This window comes from Cytophagales bacterium (assembly GCA_033344775.1).
Classification (GTDB): Bacteria; Bacteroidota; Bacteroidia; order Cytophagales; family Cyclobacteriaceae; genus JAWPMT01.
This window is the reverse complement of sequence record JAWPMT010000005.1, coordinates 2,769,579-2,792,455: the sequence shown is the minus strand read 5'-3', so window position 1 is coordinate 2,792,455 and position 22,877 is coordinate 2,769,579. Positions and strand designations below refer to the sequence as shown.

Below are 22,877 nucleotides of genomic sequence, written 5' to 3'. Positions count from 1 at the left end.
CTTTTAGTTTTTGCTTGGAGTTCGTGTTTTTGACTATAGGGTTCTGTTCTTAATCATCTCGGAGGGCTACTACCGGGCTGACCTTTGCAGCTTTAAGGCCCGGAAATAACCCCGCAAGTACACCGGAAAGTAGTAAGACCATGATGGCCAAAAAGGCCACATCAAAATTGATTTCGGGACGTTTGAAAAATGGATTATCCATTCCAAATTGATCCATCGCATAAGCAATACCTTCAATGATGCCTACCCCTAAAACCAGTCCTACATATCCTGAAATTCCGGTGATTACCAGCGCTTCCAGCACGATCATGTTGATGATGGACCATGGTTTGGCACCCAGGGATTTTCGAATACCGATCTCTTTGGTGCGCTCTTTGACAATGATCAGCATGATATTGCCTACTCCCACCATGCCTGCAATGATGGTTCCGATGGCCACTAGCCAGCTGAACGCGGAAATACCCGTGAAAACCCCCTGTATCTCTTTGAAATTTTCTTCTACATTGAAGCTACCCAGTGCCTGACGATCATTGGGCGCGATTTTATGTCGTTGGCGAAATAGGTTTTTGATGGCTTCTTCAGCTTCATAAGCACTCACCCCATCCGATGGAACAAATCCAAACCAATGCACTTCATTGGGCATGTTAAAGGCATTTTGAGCGGTAGTATGAGGAACATGCACCGTCTGCAGATCATTGATTGCGTCCTGCCCGGTTAAGCGGGTATCAAAAACCCCCACGACTTGAAAAGGAATGTTCCCGATTCGAATGTATTCCCCCAGAGGTTGCTCTTCCGGTCCAAACAATTCATCGCGTACCCTTCTACCGATGCATACGGTCTTTCTTTGATGCTCAATGTCAATCTGATTGATGAAACGGCCTTCATTGATCACGTAAGGCTTGATGTCCAAAAAGTTGGGATAATCCGCCATGATCTGATAGGATACTGAACGGTCCCCGCGCTCAATGGCCAGCGTACTACCCTGCCATCGGCTGGTGACTCGATTTCTTGGGGCAATGGATTTTACCTCAGGAAGCTGTTGCAAAGCCAGGTAATCGTCATTGGTCAGGTCGATGGATCGACCCGCTTGAAAACCGGCATAAGGAATGGAGGTTTGTTCTGTCCAGACGAAAACAGCATTCTTGGCAATGTCAAAATTTTGAGTGGCTCCATTGTACAGACCTTTGCCTGCACCTAATAAAATGACCAGCATAAAAATCCCCCAGAACACCCCAAAAGCCGTCAAGGCCGTGCGAAGCTTGTGCTTCTTCATGGTGATCCATATTTCCGTCCATTTGTCAAGATCAAACATGTTATTCGGCGTTTAAGGCTTCAATAGGTTTTACATGTGCTGCTCGAAGGGCAGGGACCAATCCAGCCAGCGCACCAGAGACCACCAGGATGATCAAGGCAATGATGGCCGCCTGGAAATCAATTTCGGGTCGATTGAAAAACTCAATATCTGCACCCATCGATTCCAGCAGGTAATTCACAGATTCGAGCAACAATACGCCCAGGAACAATCCCATGTATCCAGCCACAGAAGTAATGAACACAGATTCCTGCAAGATCAAACTCACAATGGACCAGGGTTTGGCGCCTATGGCTTTTCTGATCCCAATTTCTTTGGTGCGTTCCTTCACCACGATAATCATGATATTGCTAACCCCTACAATTCCAGCAGTCAATGTTCCAAATCCCACGATCCAAATGAAGATCCTGATGCCCAGAAATAGTTGCTGTACCTGTTGGTATTCGTCTTCCTGATTGTGCACGAAATAGGCTTGATTATCATCCGGGTGTATGCTTTGTCGTTGCTTGACCAGTTTCAGAATATCAGCTTCCAATTGCTTGCCTTCCTTACCTTCGGCGGTGGTAACGGCAAACAAACTGACTTGACGCTGCGGATTGAATACTTGCTGAAAGGTGGGAAACGGAATGTAAATGCGCTGGGCCTGGTCTTGGCCATTAGAAGATTCAAAACTGAACACTCCCACGACAGTGAATACTATGTCCTTGATCACCAGCTGCTCTCCGACAGGACTTAATCCATCCGGGAACAAAGCTTCTGCTACCCGGCTTCCGATCAGGCAAACCTTTCTTTTTTCCTTGTCATCCAGTGGATTCAGCGTACGGCCTTCCGTGGTTTTTTGTGTGACCTTGATACCAAAGTAATCTGCATACGTGCCAAATACACCGTATCCGCCACTGCGATTTTTATACCGAACCTGATAGTTGCCTTTCAGCCAGTTTTCAGGACTTAACAAATCAATTCCATCGATGTTTTCCTGCACTGACTCGAGATCAGATTCAGAAAAAGGATGCTGCCTACCCGCAGGCATGCCCTGGTAACTGATGGAGGTATTGGTAGGAATGACCCAAATGCTATTGGTGGCATCCAGCAGCATGCTGCGTTCCACCCCATTCTGAAGTCCTTGTCCGGCACCTAATAATAATATCAGCATCAGGATGCCCCAAAATACCCCAAATGCTGTAGCGAACGTCCGTACTTTGTTCTTACGGATCGTTTCGAAGATTTCCTGCCATTTGTCAAAATCAAACATGGACCATGGCATTATGATGTTCGACCAATCCGTCTTTGATGCGGATCAGGCGTTCGGTTTGCTCTGCAATGTCCTGCTCATGCGTTACGATCAGGATCGTTTTGCCAGTACCATTCACTTCTTTCAGGATGTTCATCACCTCATCGGATGTCTGGCTATCCAACGCCCCCGTAGGTTCATCAGCAAGAATGATACTTGGGTCCGTGATCAGGGCTCGGGCAATGGCCACTCGTTGACGTTGACCTCCCGACATTTCATTAGGAGAGTGCTCCACCCATTCGGACAAACCCACCATTTCGAGGTATTTCTCGGCGGTCTTATTTCTTTTCTTACGGCTGACCTTCTGGTAATAAAGAGGAAGCGCCACATTTTCGATGGCATTCTTAAAAGACAGTAAATTAAAAGACTGGAAAACAAAACCGATCAGTTCATTTCTCAAAGTAGCTGCCTTGCCTTCGGACAAGTTTTTGATCTCCCTGCCACTCAGTTGATAGGTACCAGAATCATAGCTGTCCAGAATACCCAGGATATTGAGCAAGGTGGACTTACCTGAACCAGAGGAACCCATGATCGAAACCAGTTCACCTTCTTCGACGCTTAGGTCTATGCCTTTTAATACGTGCAGGGACTGTTTGCCGACCTGATATGACTTCTGTATGTGCTGTAGTTCCAACATGGGCAGTTAGGTTTACCAGAGGTTATACGGCAAAGAAGGACCCAACATCTGTCGAAAATTTTGAAAGATTGTTAAAAGATGTCACATGATGTCATCAAATTGTTTGGCACGCACAATAAGGTTTTTGGCTAACAGAATAGTTCAGCATAAAACAGTGCTGTCCAAAATCAATCCGATTAAACCACCTGATTCGATAACCGACCCATGAGCAAGTTGAATGGTTATATAGCGATCTCAATATTGATGTGCTTGTCCAGTGCTTGTGTGGAATTGATCGAGTTGGAAAACCCAAGAGAATTTCCGAAAGAACTAGTGGTAGAAGGCTCCATCAATGATCTCGATGACTCCTTTCGTATCCAGCTACGAACCACTTCCTCAACCAGGGGAGTAGGTTCCAACACGCTTGGCCAGGGAGCCTGGGTCCGCGTGATTTCAGCAACGGATACGGTGGAATTTCACGAAACCTCACCTGGCATCTATGATTCAGATCCAGAAGCGTTGGTCGTTGAACGAGGGAAATCTTATTCACTCTATGTTGTTACGAACAGTGACCAACACTATCAGTCCAGTCCGGTGACTTTGCCGGAACCCATACCAACCGGAGCCTCTTTCGCAGAACGTGTCGATACTGGCAGAGCAGATGAATTTGGAGTGTTCCGTCAGTCATGGGCACATCGGATATTTGTAACATTGGAAAACAGTGATGTCATACAGTATTACAAAATAGACATGGAGAGCTGGCGCGAAAAGCGTGTCTCTTACACCGCTCCAGTAGACGCACCCAGCATTTGCTGGGCTTTTGATCCGCTGGCAGTCCGGTCAATTACCATAGGGACCAACGAAGGATTGGCCGAAGGCAGTTATCTGGTGGAAGCGGCTGCCATTCGGGCGACTATCCGCGAAAAATACATCGCGCAACCCCGTGTCAGTTCAATGTCGGAAGCGGCCTATCGGTTTTGGTTGGCCGCGAGAACACAGCTGGACCGGGACCGGGGTGTTTTTGTCGAGCCATTTGCGAACATTGTGGGTAATATGCGAAATGTCAATGATGAAGAGGAGATCGTTCATGGCTACTTCCATGCCTATTCCCAAACCCAAAGCAGGACTTGCTTCGACACCTTCGATCTTCCATTACGACAACTCCTGAACAATTTCGGTGCGCCTTGTGCTGAGGTTTTTGCTCCTGCAGTTTACAACCTGCCTTTCGAAGATGAACTTTGCAATGAATAAGCATTATATCATCATATGGCTATTCGGAAGTATGCTTCTGCTTTCCTGTGTGGAGGAAATACCATTGGGTAATCCTTCAGAATTTCCCCCTGAACTCGTTGTAGAAGGTTCGATCAATGATTTTGATGATACATTTCGTGTTCGCTTGCAAACAACTTCCTCCTTACGAGGACTTGGAGTGAACTTGCTTGGGACTGGTGCCTGGGTTAGGATTATTTCAGATACAGATACGACTCAGCTCAATGAGGTTCAACCAGGGATCTACGACACGGAACCCGATGCCTTAAGCATTGCAACCGGAAGGCCTTATTATCTGGATATTGTGCTGGGTAATGATGAACACTATCAATCTACTCCCGTTACCTTACCGGAACCAATGCCGGTTACTGCGGCCTTTGCAACGCCTGTAAACACCAGTCGAATCGATGAGTTAGGCGTATTTAGACGTTCCTGGGCTCATGCCATTACCATCGAGTTTGAAAATTCACCCAACCCTCAGTATTTCAAAACGGATATGACCGGATGGCGTGAAAAGTATGTGTCCTATACCAGTGAAACCATCCTGTACCCAACCAGGTGCTGGGCACTGGAAAACCCTGCCACCAGAGGAGTGACCATCGGTACCAATTTGGAAGTAGAATCGGGTAACTACCTGGCTCTAACCGGGGCTATCCGTGCCGACGGAAAGGAACGTTATATCGCTGAAATCAAAACCAGTTCTCTATCAGAAGAGGCTTATCTGTTTTGGTTAGCCGCACGAACGCAACTGGACCGGGACAAAGGCGTATTCGTCGAACCTTTTGCGGCGGTCATTGGAAACATTCGTAACGTGAATGGTGATAATGAAGTGGTTCATGGATACTTTCATGCGTATTCCCAGCAACTGATCAGAACTTGTTTTGAATCGTTTGATCTTCCCCTCGGGAATCCCGTCAGCGTGATTGGTGAACCTTGTGCTGATTTTTTTGCTCCGGCGGAGTATCAATTGCCTTTCCAGGCAGAGTTATGTGGTGAGTAGCTGCTCGCCATCTGGACTTACTCCTTCCTAGAACAAGGCCTCGTTGCTGGCTCCATTCATTCCTGTGTCCGATTATTTGCCGAGCCGAACTCAGGTAGGTATTGCTCTTTAAAAATGAGTGGTGTAAATGATAATCAATCCAAAAGATCCGGATTCAAATCACTAACTAGCTGAACGTCTGAAGCGACCAACTTGCCGAGCAACCCAAAGAATTTCTGAAACATCGCGGACACGACCTGTTCGTTCAGGAACCGGTGATGAAAGCCACACTCGAAAAGAATGGTATTGCTGTACTCCGTGGTATTACAGAATAAAGGAGACCAGATCTGTTGGCTTTTGATAATCCTGGGAGGTACGATGATGGCGCTTGCATCATTATTCATTTTTCTGCCAACAAAATTGAACATCATAAAACAGCGGGTACCTACCTGTAAACTTGCTTCCAGAGGCCTCAGGTCCTGAACAGATTTACGGAAGGACATGAACGCATTACTGTAATTTCTGATCATGAAATCCAGTATCCGCTCGTTCATATCCATCCTGAATAACTGAAGTGCATCCGACAATAGATTTCCAACAACTTGATGGGACTTACTACTCAGACGGTTGGAGTACAACGATCGAATGAGTATCGATTCGGTCTTCGTGACAAGGCACCCAAACAAAGCCCAGCTACCTAAAAGCAAGGAATTGACACTTATCTCCTGTTGCTCACAATAGGCTTCCAGTTTCTTGTATAGATCGGAAGGCATGTAAATGTTGTAAAACGCTCCCTCGGGATCCTGATAGAGCAAGTCTTGCGTTACTCCGGACCAATGTTTTAACCTATTATCGACTGCCCCATTTAAACAATTTTCAATCAGCCGGTCAAACCTGAAATGCCATTGTTTATCTCCAAGGACGGATTCCCAGTAATGTATGTGCTTCGCCTGATTAGCCAATTTGCTGTTTTTGTTCTCTTGAAAGTAATCCGCCACCTGAACCTGAGGAGGTAAGTTGGGCTCGAGCCCTGATCTCAATGCTTTTAGATATGAAAGGAATTCCAGCTTAATCACTTTAAGGGACCAGACATCTGCCACAATGTGGTGAATGAAAAATACCAGCGTTAATTTGTGATCATTTTTGACGATTGCCGCTCTAGTCAGGGGAGGCGCTTCTACATGGCTGATCACCCTTCTCCACTCCTCTTCTTCATATTTGTGAAAGTCTTCTTGCGTATTGATTTGCCAATGTTCGAGTTCAAACAATGCAGTATCCACATCGACGATGGCCTGGCGTAATTCGCCCTCGATTTTTGGGAAGTAGGTTCTAAGGCTTTCATGTCTTGCGACTAGCCACGAATAAGCTTGTTTCGCCTGGTCGACGGTGGTCTCAGGTGGTAATGACATAAAAAGAGGGATGATCGCCGCAGGTTTTCCCTCTCCCAAAGATTGATTGATGTGCCAGTCCTGGTCTTGTTTCGGTGAAGGGTCAGATAGACGTGCTCCGCGAACCTCGGGAGTGAGATGATGTAGTACCTGCGTCATGATATCTCCATTTAAAAGGCCAAAATCAGGGCCAGATCTGATGGGTGTAAGCCGGCTTATTTCCTTATTGATCTTAGTCTAGGAGAGCAGTGCAAGAACAAATGCTACGTCTCCAAAAAATCTGGGCTACTTGAGTTCGATCCTGATTTAAAAATAATTTCTAATCGAAGCTATACTCCTTATGACCTGACTCTTTGAAATGATTTAGTCTAAGAATTTAAGGAAGTCCTTATGCCTTTAGAATTTTATTGTGCAAACAACGATATGCGCAATACAAACAGCAATTTTTTCAATCCTCTTCCGGGGAAAGTAGTTTTTCCTTCTTCTTCAATATTCGGCCAGCTAAAGGCATCACAATGGGATAAAGAAAATAAGTAAACCCCGCTACGATCGGTGAATAACCTGGTCCAAAAATACTGGTTGCAGCAATCAGAACAGAGATTAATGCAACTCCGCCCTGCAGGAGGTTCATGATCAGACTGGATCGGGTTGAAAACAGTTCGTAGGGATTTAGATCCAGCTGTTCACGCTGACGATAGGCGTGCAGGTACATCAAAGCGAGGGTCATGAAAATCATAAATACCCCAAGACCATACACCACCATCAGGTATTGCATGTTGTTTCCGCCTGCATTTCCCAAGAGGTCCCCAAACTCCGCTTCAACGGGCTTAAAGTCTCGGGTAAACAAGGCGATGTAGAATTCTGTGAGGAACCGCATCAGGTATTTCAGCGGGTAGACGTAGACCAAAATCAGGCAAAGTAGCAGTACATTCAGAATGACAGTCCGAGCGTTTTGCAGTCCGTATCTTAAGAAGAAAATATAGTGTTGATACCAGATGATCGTAATCAGGCAAATGCATAACATGAAGGGTAGTACATTTTTCATAGACGCCTTTAGCTCCAGAAAAGTCTCAGGTACGGAAGAGGACAAAACCAACAAGGTAATGGCCAGTGCAAAAGCCGTATCACTAAATGTTTCAATGCGTGTCTGGCTCATGCCCCGGTACCGAAATCTAGGGTCCAATCCGACCTGCTGATCCTTCAAAGCTTGCCTCATGTTTGAATAGTTTGCGATGATGCAGTGAAGATAAAGCGAATTCGGAAACCAGTCATATTTGACCATTCATCTCGATTCTTTCTCCTTTAAAATAAATATCAGCAGGGTTTCATGAGTAGCAGGCGTTTGAATAACAGACCGAAAACTCAAAATTTTTTGACTTATGAAACTCAAATCCATGGTAGTTGCCATCGCAGCTATCTTTACCACTACTATTACGCTCGCCCAACTTAGCCTCCCTCCTGGGGGAGGAAATCAAAAAAGTGTCGTACGCCAATACATTGGCCCACTGGCATTCGTAGAAATTACTTATAACAGTCCTGATGTAGCGGGACGTGAGAACATCTTTGGCACTGTAGTTCCTCATGGAATGAATGCTTTTGGGTTTGGGGCAAGTACTGCCGATAACCCATCACCATGGCGTGCAGGAGCCAATGAAAACACCGTTATTGAATTTTCCCATGATGTTAACCTTCAAGGGAAATCCGTAAAGGCGGGAAAATATGGATTCCATGTTGTAACTGCAGAAAGCGGTCCCTGGACCATCATTCTGACCGATGAGATCAATGCCTGGGGAAGTTTCTTCTATACCCCTGATCAAGACGTTGTGAAGGTAGAAGCTACTCCGGAAGAAGTAGGCTTTCATGAATTCCTGACCTTCGAATTCACCGACCGACAAGCCGATAAAGCGACAGCTGCACTCATTTGGGAAAAGACGAAGTTGCCTTTCACAGTTGAGGTACCGGACTACAATGATGCTATTCTCGCTAACATCGAAAGCGAACTGACCAGTGCCGCTGGATTTCAGTCTAATTCATGGGCGCAAGCCGCTACCTGGGCTTCCGGAGCGGGGTATCATGATAAGGCTTTGGCCTGGGCAGATGCAGCCATTGCTGCGCCTTTCGTAGGGCAGAGAAATTTCAATACGCTTCAGACGAAAGCCACTGTCTTATTCAACAAAGGGGATTTGGATGATGCCATTGGTGTCATGGATGAAGCGATCAAAGAGCCTGCTGCAACGGCTTTCCAAATTCATGGCTATGGTCGTCAGTTGGTCGCTCAGGATCGCAAGGACAAAGCGCTGGAAGTCTTCAAATACAATCAGAAAAGATTTAAAGGCGTATGGCCGACCAACTATGGATTAGCACGAGGCTATTCTGCTGTCGGGGATTATAAAAATGCCTTGAAGCACCTCAAAGTCGCCCGAACCAAAGTTCCACAAGGTGATACCGTCAATGGCCCTGCCATTGATGCCAACATTGCCAAACTGGAAAAGGGAGAGGATATCAATTAACATTTTCGACAGCTTCAAGAGTGAGATATTAAGACTAAGCACCTAGACCAATCAATGGGGCCTGTTTCGCACGGAACAGGCTCTTTTGGTTTCTGGTGCATTTCGAGCGCATTAATGTGCTTTTATCTCAGGACTAGCATACGATTGGGCATACGAGTTTCAATTTTCCTTCCTTCTGTCTTGCAATAGCCAGTTATTCATTAGGCAAAGCCAGCCATTCAGTTGAACTTTACCGTATGAAACGAATCCTTTTTCTCTGCCTGTTATTAGTCCCTTTTACCGGGGTGTTGGCGCAGCAATTAGATTCGTCTCAGGTCAACAAAAAGCGCTTGCGCCTGGTAGCGGGGAGCACTTCAGCAATCTACGTCACCTCGATGGTTGGACTGGGAACGGTGTGGTACGAAGATTTGGGCAAATTCCACTTCTTCGATGACAATTCTGGTTGGCGATACATGGACAAATGGGGCCATGCGGCGACAGCTTATCAAACCGGAAGGATTGGTATTGGCGTATTTCGATGGACTGGTATGCGGGAAAGACAAGCCATTTGGATCGGTGGGAGCATCGGTTTTGCCTTCCTGACCTCCGTAGAAATCTTTGATGGCATGTCTGAAGACTGGGGTTTTTCATGGGGTGATGTAGGTGCCAATGCCTTAGGGACCGGACTTGCCATTGGACAGGAATTGTTGTGGCAGGAATCCCGCATTTCGATCAAATGGTCATATCGAAATTCCAGATACGCGCAATACCGGCCCAATTTATTGGGAGAAGGACCATCGGAACGTTGGCTAAAAGACTACAATGGACAGACGTATTGGGTTTCTGCCAATATTCACTCCTTTATTTCTAACAAATCATCGCGATTTCCTAAATGGCTGAACGTTGCCATAGGTTATGGAGCAGAAGGCATGACCGGAGCAGATCGCAATCCCGAATTCAATGAAGCGGGTGAAGCATTGCCTACCTTTCGTCGCTATGCACAGGTTTATTTTGGACCAGATATCGACCTCTCACGGATTAAAACCGATAAGAAAGCACTCAAATTCCTGTTTCAGGTGCTGAGTTTCGTTAAATTCCCTTTACCAGCTTTGGAATACAATCCCGTTGATGGGTTGAAGTTCAATGCGTTAGGGTTTTGAGTCTGTTCTAAGATTTTCTCTGTTAACTTTCTGGTCTTGCCTTTATTGATGTACCCTTCTGTTGGTCCATTTCCTGTGAAAAAGATGACGCTATAAGCCGTCTCAAACTCTTCCAAAACGATCACCACTACGTCCTTCTGAACATTGAGTTGCGTTTGTGTTTCCGTTTCATCAAAAACAGGAATTTCTTCAAGGGCAATGCGCATTTCCTTGTAGGGCTTTGCTTCATCTAATTCAAAAGAAGCGCCAGGCGATTCTCCAATTTGTGATAACCCAAGGTTTTGATCCCAGCAATCATCACCGTTGAGGTTAGCTACCACGTTGAATAGTTCATTCTCCTCGCTATGTAGCTTTAATGTACCCGCTCGAGGTGCTTCATTAAAATCAAAGGGATTCAGGGTTTGAATATTGATTTGACGTTTTTTAAACAGATCAGAGGTTTTTCCATAAAATAGGAAGGAGCACCCAAAGTTTGGATTGCCTTCGTAACGACCATTGTTGTAGAAGCCAGTAATCTGATCTCCATCCACCGCTACATACATGCGAAAGCTATCATAAGCACCAGCTATTGCTGGCAAGGTCGCAGCGGAAGAGATGAGTTCACCAGCCTCTGAAATCGAGTAATAGTAGGTACTATCTGGTAAATCACGTGCTACAAAGTCTGGTGGAGGTACGTCTCCCAGTGCATCTGCCGTATTATATCCCTCCCGGATTACTTTTACTTTACCCTCTTCCATGGTCACCTGGGAAGCAGGGGTATACATATCCAAAACGTGACTGGCCTGGATTATAATCGGGTCTTCATTGATGAAACGATATTACCCATAGGTCGGAATTATAAGGAAGCGACCAATATGGCTTTGCAAAAGATATCTTAACGCATTTTTCCCGTTTTTATGCTCGCGTTGTAACGCTTATCTTTGTGGTAACAAATTCATTGGCTATGAGATCGCTCGTTTTTCTTTTCCTCGTTGTTTCCCTGTCAAGCTGCTACAAGTTGTTGGAGAAAAAACCACAACACTTTGGTGAATACGGTCAACCTATCGATATCGTGAATACCCTGGCCATAGAGAAACTGGCCCAGTTTACTGAGGGCGAGAAAATCCAATTGACGACTACCATCGAATCTACCTGCGCCATGAAAGGCTGCTGGATGGAAGTGAAAGATGGCAAAGGCGGGACCATGCGCGTGACCTTCAAGGATTATGGATTCTTTGTACCTACTGAAGGTGTAGAAGGAAAAGAAACGGTCATCGAAGGCATACTCGAGAAAAAGACTTATTCAGTGGACGAGCTTCGCCACTATGCCGAAGATGCAGGCAAGTCACCGGAAGAAGTTGCTCTGATCACCGAGCCAAAAGAAGAATATTCCTTCATCGCTGATGGCGTTGTGATCCGGTAACCAGCAATACTCGTCTTCTTTCTAAATCATGCTATATCAATAGCGAGGTAAGCCATTGTATGTCAGTTGGTTAGATTTATTCAATTGACTGATTTTGATCTAGCTATTTCTTAGAATTTCCATCGAAACCTTGTGAAGTCCTGGTGAATATTCTTTAACGTATTTCTTATAAGCTGAATAAATGTCACATTAGCATTTCCAATAAAGTACAAAACAACCTAAGATAAGTGCAATTGGTACGGTTGAGTAAATTAATTGAAATACTCATGAACAATTTGCTTAAACTATTTGCCATTTCATTTATCATCGCTTTTCTAGCGGCTTGCGAAGGCCCACAGGGAGACATTGGTCCCGCTGGTGCACAGGGCGAAGCAGGAGCGGATGGACTAAACGGTGCCGATGGCCAGGATGCAACCCGACCTATGCAAGGAGATATGCCTGCTGGTATTCCACAAGCCGTATGGAATGCTTTTAACATCGAAGATCGTAGAACCAACACCAATCCTGGAGATATTGGAATTGGAACGGCTTCTCTGGTAAGAGACGATTTCGGATACTACTTTCTTGCCTTTTCGTCTTTAGCTACGAATGCTGCCGCAGGTACCGTCTATGATGTGTACTCCACGGTTTCAGGTGCCGCTTTTGCCACGCAAAATGGTTTTGATGCTACGGAACAACCAGTTTGGGTTGGGTCCATCTCTGCCGGTGCGGGTGAACAATACGTGCCTTTGGATGCCGCTCCTACCATGGCTGAAGGTGGTAATCAACGATACTTTGACTGGGTGGTGATCTATCCCAACGAAAACCCAAATCAAGATGCACCTGGCATTGTAGCTGATCTGGATGCAACAAATTTGTTGCCAAGAAAGACCGTATGGAACCCTTTCCAATTGGAAGATCGATCCGCTGAAGAAGTAGCTACCACGAATGGCTATGTAAAAATGATTACTAACCAAGATCAGGGAAGAACAAGGTTTTGGTTGTACCTGAACGATTTTCAGGGTATAGGACAGCCTTTGGCTGACGCTTCAATTGCTATGAGCGTAGACAGATTTGCCGTTTTCCTTGGCACACGTGGTGCGGCGTTAGCAGGACAATTGGCGGATATGGATGAACCTGCTTACCAGATGTTGGGATATATCACTGAGAATGGTGAGCAGTATTTCCCTCTTCAAGTCAACTCAGGAGATAATCCTTTTTTCGCTCCTCAACGTGCAAAAGCTGGTCAGGAAAGATGGTATGATTGGGTACTGATATACCCTGTGGACGCGGATGGCAACGTATTGAATGGTGGTGATTTTGGTGGTATTGTTGCCGACCTTGATGCGACCGGAGACCTCTCTGAGAATCAACGAGTGATTGCTGATTAAGAAATATAAAAGTCAAAGGGAAAGGGTCGGTTTCATCCCTTTAAACTTAAGACTTCTGTCAGATTAAGCCTGTCGAAATGTATGTACTACACATGAGTTTTCGACAGGCTCACTGACAGTTTATTTTTCAAGCAATCCAACCCTCGCTTTTGGCTTTCTTGCTGAAGAGGATCAACAACACCCCTGCAACAATTACAGTCAAAGGAAGTGCCATCGTTCCGGCGTTTTTGGGAATTCCTGATAAAAACATCCAGTACGTGTTTTGAAGGAAAACCCCCAATAGTGAGGCAATAAACAGCAATTGGATAGGACCTTTCCGTATCAACAAAAGAACAGACCCAAAAAGTCCGCCAAATACGGCTATGGCGAATCCGGCGGTTGCCCAGGCCGGTATGTTTTCAAAATAAGGCTGCATTTCCGGTGGCTGAGCTGCCACCACTGCTTCTTTGTTATAGGCTTGCATAAGATAATTCATCACGCCAGCAGCATTCCACAACAAAGCAACGACAGACACAATCCAATACCAAACAGGGGGTTTCACTTGATCAGACATAAAAAATCGGTTAGGTAATGTAGAAAATTAGGAATAAAATGATACTTCGGCAATTTCATGAATCGATATAAAAATGTATATCTGATTATTTTTGTGTTGATGACTCCCGTCATTTACAAATTCCATGACTATGAAAACAACGTTAGAGGCCTTTATTATAATCGTGGGCGTATTTTCCCTACTAAGCGCACATTCGCAAAATACCACTGGTACCATTACCTCATTTCCCTATTCAGAAAGTTTTGAACAAGACGATCATGGATGGATGACCCATGGCAATCTTTGGGAATTGGGTACCCCAACTACTTCTTTGATAAGTGGCGCTCACGATGGTAGCCGCGCCTGGGCCACGGATTTAGATAATAATTACCCGAACAATGCTTTAGATACCTTAATAACAACAAGCTACAATTTTGAATCTCTCAACCAACCCGTTCTCAGATTCTATTTTAACAACGATATCGAAGATATCTGGGATGGCATGCACTTGGTCTATCGAACGGCACCTAACGATGAATTCATACTTCTATCGTCGGAAGTTGGAATACAAAACTGGTATGGTTCGAACATTGATGCCTTAAGGGGACTCCCTGGCTGGTCTGGAAGTACTCAGGGTAATTATCGAGAAGTCATCGCCAACCTATCCATCCTTTCGGGAGAAAAGTATGTTCAACTGGCGTTTGTCTTTGCTTCGGACTTTGTGATTAATCAGGAAGGAACGGCCATTGATCAATTTTCAATTGCTGATAGTCCAACGAATGACCTTGCCGTTTTATCCATTTCCTCACCAAAAAGCCTATCATTTGGTCCGGTTAATCCGTCCATTAAATTGATGAATTTAGCTTCAACGGCCGCTAGCGATTTTGAATTAAACTATTACGTGAATGAGCAATTGATCTCTACTGAAATATTTACCGATGAATTGCAGCCTCTTCAAGTGGCAGAATTCACATTTGAGACAGCCTACAGTTTCTTAGATGCCGGTAACTACGAAATAAAAGTAATTGTATCCTTAGCCGAAGATGAAATTGAATCTAATGATGAGCTAATTTTATTAACTGAGGTGCCGAGTGCCGTAAAAGATTATCCGTTTTATGAAGATTTTGAACATGACGGAGCTTTACCTGAAGGATGGTTCGAGGAGAAAGATAACTCACTAGACTGGAGATTGATAAAAACTGCCACGGTCACGAGCGATACCGGTCCATCTCGGGATAATACTAGTGGCTCAGGATATTATGCCTATACTGAAGCCACAGGGTCTTCCACTGGCGACATAGCATCTCTTTTCTCACAACCTTTTGACATCTCTTCTTTAAATCAGCCGGTTGTTCAATTTTATTATCACATGTATGGTGAAGAGATTGGAACACTCAAAGTAATCGCACATCAATCCGATGGAGAAAGCCATGAAATTTTTGAACTAAGCGGCGTACAACAAACTTCGTCAGAGGAGCTATTTGAAAGCGCAACCTTTGACCTTGAGGGACTCAGTGATTTGATACAATTAGAATTCCAGGTGACTGGAAGTGGGTCACCACGTGGTGATGTAGCCATAGATGATATTACCGTATTTAATCAAGTTGCAAACGATTTGGCCATTTCGAGAATTTTATCACCTACAACCAGTGCTTCTGGGACCGATGATATCGTCGTGGAAATACAGAATACAGGTATTGAGACCATCAGTTCATATGAGCTTAATCTATACGTCAATGATCAATTGGTGACTAGTCATGCGGTCAATGAAGAACTAACGCCTTTGGCGACAAAAGAAATTACCTTCTTTACGGATTATGACTTTAGTGAATTTGGCTTATATGACATCAGAGCAGAATTGACTACCGAGGATGAAAATGAATCAAATAATTCGTTGACTAAAACAGTAGATAAATACGGATGGGTCGGTACCTATTACCTTTTGCAGCGCAATTTCGACGGTCCCGAATGTCGCCATTTGATTTTTGGTAGTGATGTGGTTCAGATCATTGTCAGTTACGTGGATGTAGAGACCCGAAGTTTTAGAGCGACTTATTTTTTGGAGTCGGGTCAACCGGGATTTAACATTCCGTACGCATTTCAACTTGAAAGTGGTCTGGTCTCATTCAATGACGATCAAAATACTTTTTCCACATTCAATAACGTGGATCTGATCCTGGGGACAGCTGACGAAGCTGGTTCCTATAATCCTGCTGATGACTCAGAATTTACCTTTTCCCTGAAACATGATAAAACAAGTGTTGGGTCTGGTTGTAGTTTTGGTGGTAAAGATTTTGAATTCAAGGTTCAGAGAACACGGCCAACTATCAATAGTCAGGAGTTAGAGGCCTTATTGGTACTTTATGAAAGCACCGATGGCCCTAACTGGAATAATTCATGGAACCTAACCGCGGACCCGTTTACCTGGTTTGGAGTCACTGCTACCAATGACGGGAAAGTGACTTCACTGAAACTTAGTGGTAATAATCTCAATGGTAAATTACCAGAAGAATTGTGGAACCTCACTTCACTGGAATACCTGGATTTGGGAAGCAATTCGATAAATGGAAATATATCTGACGGTCTGGGTCAGTTGACAAAACTGAAAGAACTTAAGCTCGCTTACAATGACTTTTCAGGATCGATACCTTCCGAAATCGGAAACCTGCAGGAACTCGAAATTTTACAACTACAACGCAACTATTCGGAAGATCAGGGTTATGGTTTATCTGGTGAGATTCCAAACTCCGTAGGAAATCTGCTGAACTTGCGTCATCTGCAAATGGAAAGTAATCGTTTTTCTGGGGCCATCCCAAATACCCTTGGCAACCTCAAAAAACTGCTGAGTATTAACATGGCTTTGAATGAGTTTTCAGGTGAAATTCCAGAAGAAATTAAAGCGCTAGGGTCATTGGAAAGTCTTGACCTTTCTGAAAATAACTTATCAGGAAATATTCCAGAAGCGATCAGCAGTTTGGTGGCATTGGAAACGCTCAAATTGAATAACAATCATTTGACTGGTTTTCCTGATGATCTGGGTGCGCTGATTAGTTTGGACGAGGCAGATCTCTCCTACAATTTATTTGAAGAAGGTATTCCTGAAACCATCGGAAAATGGACCTCTCTAAAATCTTTAGATATTAGTTTTTGTGAAATGCCTGGCATCATTCCTCCCGAGATAGGTGCATTGGCAAACCTGGAGGTCCTGAAATTAGAATACAATGACTTAAGAGGTCCTATTCCTATTGAATTCGGAAATCTACAGAACCTGATAATAGCGGAACTCAATTGGAATGATTTAAGCGGACCAATTCCCAACGAAATTGGAAACCTAACTCAACTAACGACCTTCAATGCTCGAGGTAATCGTCTTTCTTCCTTGCCAACTACGATAGGTGCTTTGTCGAATATGACGGAAATGGACCTCATGCAAAATCAATTGGAAGGCCCTATTCCGGCTGGCATTGGTGATTTGGTTTTGTTAGAAAACTTATTGCTAGGTGACAATCGATTGGAAGGAGAAATCCCGGATGAAATTGGAAATTTAATTCAAGTTTCTGCTCTTCGTCTAGATGACAATTTCCTTACCGGAGAAGTCCCTTCCTCAATTACTAATATGGAAGGTTTAACATCCATTACAATTTTCGGAAATCAACTATCAGGTGATTTTCCGGATGTCAGTAGACTTTCATCCCTCACTTATATGAATATTAGCGACAATGAGTTTTCTGGGTTACCAGACCTATCATCATTATCAATTGGGATTTGGGTACAGGAAAATCGACTTGATTTTGCTGACCTACTACCCAACCAGGGGATTCTGTTTGGCTACGCTGACCAGGCGAATTTGGGTACTTCCGAAGTAGAGGGAGTTGCGGGAGAAATTGACCTTCAAGTGATCACGGGTGAACCAGGCGGCAACGTCTACACCTGGTACAAAGACGGTGTTGAAATTGTTGGCGTTTCCCAAGCCACGTATTCGTTTACTTACGTGGATGAAGAGCAAGCCGGAAATTACGTCGTTGAAGTAACTCATCCTAATTTACCAGACCTGACTTTAACGAAATCATTTATTGTTATCCCTGATGGGATTGATACACATCCGGATTTCGAGGCGTTGAAAGCATTCTACATCTCAATGAATGGCCCAAATTGGAATCATAATTCTAACTGGCTCCAGTCTGCAGACCTTAATGAGTGGTATGGCATTAGTGTAAGCAGTGAAACCAATAGAGTAATTGTCATAGATCTGAACAATAACGATTTATCTGGAGCAATGCCTGAAGAAATTGGTGAACTGAATGAATTAAGAGTACTGAGATTGGCTAATAACGGAAAGTTTTATGACTCCAATCTAGGAGTTTCTGGTTCTATCCCCGCAACAATTGGTAATCTCACAAATCTGCATGATTTAGACTTTAGTGGTAATCAACTATCCGGAGAAATTCCAAAGGAAATTGGAAACTTGGTCAAGTTAACTGATCTCAGACTTGACCGACAATGGAATGGCGGCGGCGGTCTCACGGGAGAAATACCCTCAGAGTTGTATTCGCTTGCTTTACTCACAGAACTAAACCTTAACATGAACCACCTGAAAGGCAATTTGAGTGAAAGCATAGGTCAGCTCACGGCCCTCGAGTATTTGCATGTCGGACATAATAATCTGGAAGGGAAAGTGCCAGATGAGCTATGGGATTTGGAAAACCTTATTCAATTGAATTTGAACAATAATGGATTGGAAGGTGAGGTCCCAGGAGATATTTCCAATATGGGTAGTCTTCAGTTTCTGGAATTACAGCACAATCTATTGTCGGGTCCAATCCCTCCGGAAATCGGTGATTTAACTTCACTGGCCCGAATAGATATGAGCTTCAATAGACTATCGGGTACAATACCAGAAGAAATCACGCAACTTGACTTATTACAAGAACTTGTTTTAGCTGATAATCAATTTACGGGAAATATTCCTGCGAACTGGGGTAATTTGACATCATTGAATCGGCTTAGCCTTTGGGGATGTAATCTATCTGGTGAAATTCCATCGGGACTGGGGGATCTGGAAAAACTGGAGACACTCAGATTAGGTCATAATGATTTGACTGGGGGAATCCCCGTCGAGTTAACAAATTTGTCACTACTTGAAGAATTATCCTTGGGAGGCAATCCACTTGGAGGGATGATTCCGATAGAAATTGGTAATCTGACTAACCTTACAGAACTTCAACTATGGAACAACCAGCTAACAGGCAATATTCCTGAAGAATTTGGCAATCTCATGAATCTTCAGAGAGTTGGTCTCTATGAAAATGCACTCACTGGTGAAATCCCTGCCAGTTTCAATAACCTTACCAATTTGTCTTCAGTACTTATACGTGATAATCAATTTTCTGGTGATCTACCAGACCTTAGTGGTTTGACGTCTCTGTCGTTCATTGATATCTCTAATAATTTCCTTACTGGCTTAAGTGACCTCACCGCCCTAGCCACTATCAACAATGTGCGTGTCCATAATAATAAACTGGGCTTTGAAGACATTCTCCCAAACATTTCAGTGACCAATCTATATTATAGCCCACAGAAAAATCTGGATAGTGCTATCGAAAGCCTGATCAATGTGAGTGAGGAGTTCACGATGACAGTATCAGATCAAGAAGTGAATAACATTTATCAATGGTTTTTGAACAATGAAGTCATTGAGAATGCAACAGCAGCAACTTACCAAATAACCTCTGCTACAGAAGATGATCAGGGTATATATACCTGCACAATCACCAACCCAAATGCCCAATCACTGACGCTTCAACGAAACCCAGTTACGCTAATTGTAAACTCTTCGCCTACAAGCATTTCAATCGACCAAAATAGCATTGATGAAAATGCTAATATAGGTTCATTGGTAGGAGAACTGTCTACTGAGGATAAAGATAGAAACGACATATTCAGTTACAGTCTGGCGGGGACAGATGCAAATGCCTTTTTAGTTCAGGAAGAAAGCCTGATTACAAATGAGTCGGTCGATTTTGAAAATCAGAGTAGTTACTCTATCTCAATAACCTCATTGGATGCCAATGGTTTGTCAGTCACTCAGGATTTAACCATCACCGTGAATAATCTCAATGAGGCACCGGAGACAATCGGCTTAAGCAATAGCTCTGTTGATGAAAACAGTAACCTGAATACCATCGTGGGAACTCTTTCCACCGCAGACGAGGATACCAATGATTCCTTCACCTATACCTTGTCGGGAGACGAAGCAAGTGCATTTAGCATTGAAGAGGGCCTTTTGGTTACAAACGCTTCTCTGAATTTTGAAACGAAAAATAACTATCAGATTACCATTACAACTACTGATGATGGCGGCCTTTCAACCAGCGAGGATTTCATCATTACCGTCAATGATCTCAACGAAACCCCACAGACTATTTCATTAAGCAATACTAATGTCGATGAGAACAGTGCCTTGCAGACATATATCGGAGCGATTTCAACTACAGATGCAGATGTAGATGACACGTTTACTTATACCTTGTCGGGAGACGAAGCAAATTCATTTACCATTGATGAGGGCTCGTTGGTCACAAATGCTTCTCTGGATTTTGAAACGAAAAACAGCTATCAGATTACCATTATAGCTACTGATGATGGCGGCCTTTCAACCAGCGAAGATTTCATCATTTCAGTCAATGATCTCAACGAAGCCCCACAGACTATTTCATTAAGCAATACTAATGTCGATGAGAACAGTCCCTTACAGGAACATATCGGAACCATTTCAGCTACGGACGATGATACCGATGATACCTTTTCCTACACCTTATCTGGAGACGAAGCAAGTTCATTTAGCATTGATGAGGGCTCATTGGTTACTAAGGCTTCTCTGGATTTTGAAACGAAAAATAGCTATCAAATTACTATTTCAGCTACTGATGGTGGCGGCCTTTCAACCAGTGAGGATTTCATCATAACTGTCAATGATCTCAACGAAGCCCCACAGACAATTTCACTAAGTAATACTAATGTCTATGAGAACAGTGCCTTGCAGACACATATCGGAGTGATTTCAACGACAGATGAAGATGCAAATGAGACGTTTACCTATACCTTGTCAGGAGACGATGCTAGTGCGTTTAGCATAGAAGAAGGTTCTTTGATTACGGATACTTCCCTGGATTTTGAAATGAGAAATAGCTATCAAGTTAGCATTACAGCTACTGATGGTGGCGACCTTTCAACTAGTGAAGATTTCATCATTTCAGTCAATGATCTCAACGAAGCCCCACAGACAATTTCACTAAGTAATACTAATGTCTATGAGAACAGTGCCTTGCAGACACATATCGGAGTGATTTCAACGACAGATGAAGATGCAAATGAGACGTTTACCTATACCTTGTCAGGAGACGATGCTAGTGCGTTTAGCATAGAAGAAGGTTCTTTGATTACGGATACTTCCCTGGATTTTGAAATGAGAAATAGCTATCAAGTTAGCATTACAGCTACTGATAGTGGCGACCTTTCAACTAGTGAAGATTTCATCATTACCGTGAATGACGTCAACGAAGCCCCACGGACAATTTCATTAAGTAATACTAATGTCTATGAGAACAGTGCCTTGCAGACACATATCGGAGTGGTTTCAACGACAGATGAAGATGCAAATGAGACGTTTACCTATACCTTGTCAGGAGACGATGCTAGTGCATTTAGCATAGAAGAAGGTTCTTTGATTACGGATACTTCCCTGGATTTTGAAATGAGAAATAGCTATCAGGTTAGCATTACCTCTACAGACGCGGGCGGCCTTTCAACTAGTGAAGATTTCATCATTACCGTGAATGACCTCAACGAAGCCCCACAGACTATTTCATTAAGCAATTCCAATGTCGATGAGAACGGTGCCTTGCGGACATATATCGGAGCGATTTCAACGACAGATGCAGATGCAGATGACACGTTTACCTATACCTTGTCGGGAGACGAAACAAGTTCATTTAGCATTGAAGAGGGCTCATTGGTCACAAACGCTTCTCTGGATTTTGAAACAAAAAATAGCTATCAGGTTAGCATTACCTCTACAGACGCGGGCGGCCTTTCAACCCGTGAAGATTTCATCATTACTGTCAATGACCTCAACGAAAAACCGGAGACCATATCGCTAAGCGGTAACACCGTTAATGAAAATAGTGACTTGATGACGATTGTCGGAACCATTTCCACCATGGACGATGATACCGATGATACCTTTACCTACACCTTGTACGGCGACGATGCCAGTGCGTTTAGCATTGAAGGGAGCTCATTCATTACTAATGCTGCTTTGGATTTTGAAACGAAAAATACTTATCAGATCACAATCAAATCAACTGATGCCGAAGGGCTTAGTACGGATCTCTCTTTTGAGATCCAGGTTTTAGATGTAAATGAAGCTCCAACTGATTTAACTTTAGATAATGCTTCTGTGGAGGAAAACGCGACCATAGGAACACTTATTGGTAATCTCATAGTTAGTGATCCCGACATAGAAGATGTGATAACATTTGAGATCTTAGGTGAACATACTACCCTATTTACAATCATTGAAGATCAACTATTAACTGCCAGTACGTTCGATTTTGAAGAGCAAGAACAATATTCTATCACGATAAGGGCTACTGATGAAGCTGGTCTTGGGACAGAAGAGGACTTTGTGATTTCGATTCAAGAATCGTCTCTACTTCTTGGTACGGAAGATAACTTCGGTTCTTACACAGTTTTTCCCAATCCGGCGGAGGAAATACTCACTATTTCTGTCACAACCCATGAAATTTTAAATTGGTCAATGACAAGTCTTTCTGGCAGAGAGGTCCATCCTCCTTTTTCACTCTCAAAATCAGGTTCTAAAAGCGTGTTGGAAATTGATGTCAGTGGATTGCCTTCAGGTATGTATGTATTCATGGATAGATCTGCTTTTTCGCCAAATCAGAAAGTCATGATATTTGTTCAGTAAGCCGTTCCTGATACGCCTTTCTCTTCTTTTGACCTAAATTCATGGCTTTCGAGTAGGGATATTATTTCTGTACTGGTACAATT

At 43.7% G+C, this 22,877-nt stretch carries 14 protein-coding genes; 7 read left to right on the top strand and 7 right to left on the bottom strand.

What is annotated here, in order from left to right; all coding sequences use genetic code 11:
• Positions 1-49 precede the first annotated feature (49 nt).
• The 3 genes from R8G66_29305 to R8G66_29295 are packed head-to-tail and all read right to left on the bottom strand — an operon-like array spanning position 50 to position 3,240.
• Entirely contained in the window at positions 50-1,312 is a 1,263-nt protein-coding gene (locus tag R8G66_29305) for an ABC transporter permease (protein ID MDW3196509.1), read from the bottom strand.
• Between the two features lies 1 nt (position 1,313).
• A complete protein-coding gene (locus R8G66_29300; protein MDW3196508.1) occupies positions 1,314-2,564 on the bottom strand; it encodes an ABC transporter permease in 1,251 nt (416 codons plus the stop codon).
• Positions 2,557-3,240, bottom strand: coding sequence for an ABC transporter ATP-binding protein (locus R8G66_29295; protein MDW3196507.1), 684 nt, complete (start codon positions 3,238-3,240; stop codon positions 2,557-2,559). The genes R8G66_29300 and R8G66_29295 overlap by 8 nt, the downstream gene beginning before the upstream one ends.
• A gap of 204 nt (positions 3,241-3,444) precedes the next feature.
• Here R8G66_29295 and R8G66_29290 point away from each other — a divergent pair, with 204 nt between their 5' ends.
• Together R8G66_29290 and R8G66_29285 are read left to right on the top strand one after the other, a co-directional pair.
• Positions 3,445-4,470, top strand: coding sequence for a DUF4249 family protein (locus tag R8G66_29290; GenBank protein MDW3196506.1), 1,026 nt, complete (start codon positions 3,445-3,447; stop codon positions 4,468-4,470).
• Positions 4,463-5,488, top strand: coding sequence for a DUF4249 family protein (locus R8G66_29285; protein ID MDW3196505.1), 1,026 nt, complete (start codon positions 4,463-4,465; stop codon positions 5,486-5,488). Before R8G66_29290 ends, R8G66_29285 begins: the two co-directional genes overlap by 8 nt.
• Before the next feature lie 134 nt (positions 5,489-5,622).
• Here the strand turns inward: R8G66_29285 and R8G66_29280 are convergent, their stop codons facing one another.
• Together R8G66_29280 and R8G66_29275 are read right to left on the bottom strand one after the other, a co-directional pair.
• Positions 5,623-7,014 carry a condensation domain-containing protein gene (locus R8G66_29280; GenBank protein MDW3196504.1) on the bottom strand — a complete coding sequence of 464 codons (1,392 nt, stop codon included), beginning with the start codon at positions 7,012-7,014 and terminating at the stop codon, positions 5,623-5,625.
• 289 nt (positions 7,015-7,303) lie between these two features.
• A complete protein-coding gene (locus R8G66_29275) occupies positions 7,304-8,071 on the bottom strand; it encodes a TMEM175 family protein (GenBank protein MDW3196503.1) in 768 nt (255 codons plus the stop codon).
• A 163-nt stretch (positions 8,072-8,234) separates the two neighbouring features.
• On the opposite strand from R8G66_29275, the gene R8G66_29270 reads away from it, so the two are divergent.
• Together R8G66_29270 and R8G66_29265 are read left to right on the top strand one after the other, a co-directional pair.
• Positions 8,235-9,365 carry a DUF2911 domain-containing protein gene (locus R8G66_29270; protein ID MDW3196502.1) on the top strand — a complete coding sequence of 377 codons (1,131 nt, stop codon included), beginning with the start codon at positions 8,235-8,237 and terminating at the stop codon, positions 9,363-9,365.
• Between the two features lie 236 nt (positions 9,366-9,601).
• Positions 9,602-10,504, top strand: coding sequence for a DUF2279 domain-containing protein (locus R8G66_29265; GenBank protein MDW3196501.1), 903 nt, complete (start codon positions 9,602-9,604; stop codon positions 10,502-10,504).
• On the opposite strand, the gene R8G66_29260 is transcribed toward R8G66_29265, so the two are convergent.
• Positions 10,417-11,268, bottom strand: a complete 852-nt coding sequence (locus tag R8G66_29260; protein MDW3196500.1) for a hypothetical protein — start codon at positions 11,266-11,268, stop codon at positions 10,417-10,419. The two genes, R8G66_29265 and R8G66_29260, sit on opposite strands and share 88 nt — an antisense overlap.
• Before the next feature lie 179 nt (positions 11,269-11,447).
• Here R8G66_29260 and R8G66_29255 point away from each other — a divergent pair, with 179 nt between their 5' ends.
• Both R8G66_29255 and R8G66_29250 read left to right on the top strand, forming a co-directional pair.
• Positions 11,448-11,906: a DUF4920 domain-containing protein gene (locus R8G66_29255; GenBank protein ID MDW3196499.1), complete on the top strand. Its 459-nt coding sequence runs from the start codon at positions 11,448-11,450 to the stop codon at positions 11,904-11,906.
• 266 nt (positions 11,907-12,172) lie between these two features.
• Complete coding sequence (locus tag R8G66_29250; protein ID MDW3196498.1) at positions 12,173-13,276, top strand: collagen-like protein; 1,104 nt, start codon at positions 12,173-12,175, stop codon at positions 13,274-13,276.
• A gap of 127 nt (positions 13,277-13,403) precedes the next feature.
• On the opposite strand, the gene R8G66_29245 is transcribed toward R8G66_29250, so the two are convergent.
• Complete coding sequence (locus tag R8G66_29245; protein ID MDW3196497.1) at positions 13,404-13,829, bottom strand: hypothetical protein; 426 nt, start codon at positions 13,827-13,829, stop codon at positions 13,404-13,406.
• 130 nt (positions 13,830-13,959) lie between these two features.
• Between R8G66_29245 and R8G66_29240 the strand changes: the two genes are divergently transcribed.
• Positions 13,960-22,794: a cadherin domain-containing protein gene (locus R8G66_29240; protein ID MDW3196496.1), complete on the top strand. Its 8,835-nt coding sequence runs from the start codon at positions 13,960-13,962 to the stop codon at positions 22,792-22,794.
• Positions 22,795-22,877: the final 83 nt, after the last annotated feature.

Bases quoted from the DNA above. Each gene is read 5' to 3' on its own strand.
- R8G66_29290 (MDW3196506.1), top strand. From the start codon at position 3,445: ATGAGCAAGTTGAATGGTTATATAGCGATCTCAATATTGATGTGCTTG.
- R8G66_29305 (MDW3196509.1), bottom strand. From the start codon at position 1,312: ATGTTTGATCTTGACAAATGGACGGAAATATGGATCACCATGAAGAAG.
- R8G66_29295 (MDW3196507.1), bottom strand. From the start codon at position 3,240: ATGTTGGAACTACAGCACATACAGAAGTCATATCAGGTCGGCAAACAG.
- R8G66_29285 (MDW3196505.1), top strand. From the start codon at position 4,463: ATGAATAAGCATTATATCATCATATGGCTATTCGGAAGTATGCTTCTG.
- R8G66_29300 (MDW3196508.1), bottom strand. From the start codon at position 2,564: ATGTTTGATTTTGACAAATGGCAGGAAATCTTCGAAACGATCCGTAAG.
- R8G66_29275 (MDW3196503.1), bottom strand. From the start codon at position 8,071: ATGAGGCAAGCTTTGAAGGATCAGCAGGTCGGATTGGACCCTAGATTT.
- R8G66_29245 (MDW3196497.1), bottom strand. From the start codon at position 13,829: ATGTCTGATCAAGTGAAACCCCCTGTTTGGTATTGGATTGTGTCTGTC.
- R8G66_29270 (MDW3196502.1), top strand. From the start codon at position 8,235: ATGAAACTCAAATCCATGGTAGTTGCCATCGCAGCTATCTTTACCACT.
- R8G66_29250 (MDW3196498.1), top strand. From the start codon at position 12,173: ATGAACAATTTGCTTAAACTATTTGCCATTTCATTTATCATCGCTTTT.
- R8G66_29265 (MDW3196501.1), top strand. From the start codon at position 9,602: ATGAAACGAATCCTTTTTCTCTGCCTGTTATTAGTCCCTTTTACCGGG.
- R8G66_29255 (MDW3196499.1), top strand. From the start codon at position 11,448: ATGAGATCGCTCGTTTTTCTTTTCCTCGTTGTTTCCCTGTCAAGCTGC.
- R8G66_29240 (MDW3196496.1), top strand. From the start codon at position 13,960: ATGAAAACAACGTTAGAGGCCTTTATTATAATCGTGGGCGTATTTTCC.
- R8G66_29280 (MDW3196504.1), bottom strand. From the start codon at position 7,014: ATGACGCAGGTACTACATCATCTCACTCCCGAGGTTCGCGGAGCACGT.
- R8G66_29260 (MDW3196500.1), bottom strand. From the start codon at position 11,268: ATGTATACCCCTGCTTCCCAGGTGACCATGGAAGAGGGTAAAGTAAAA.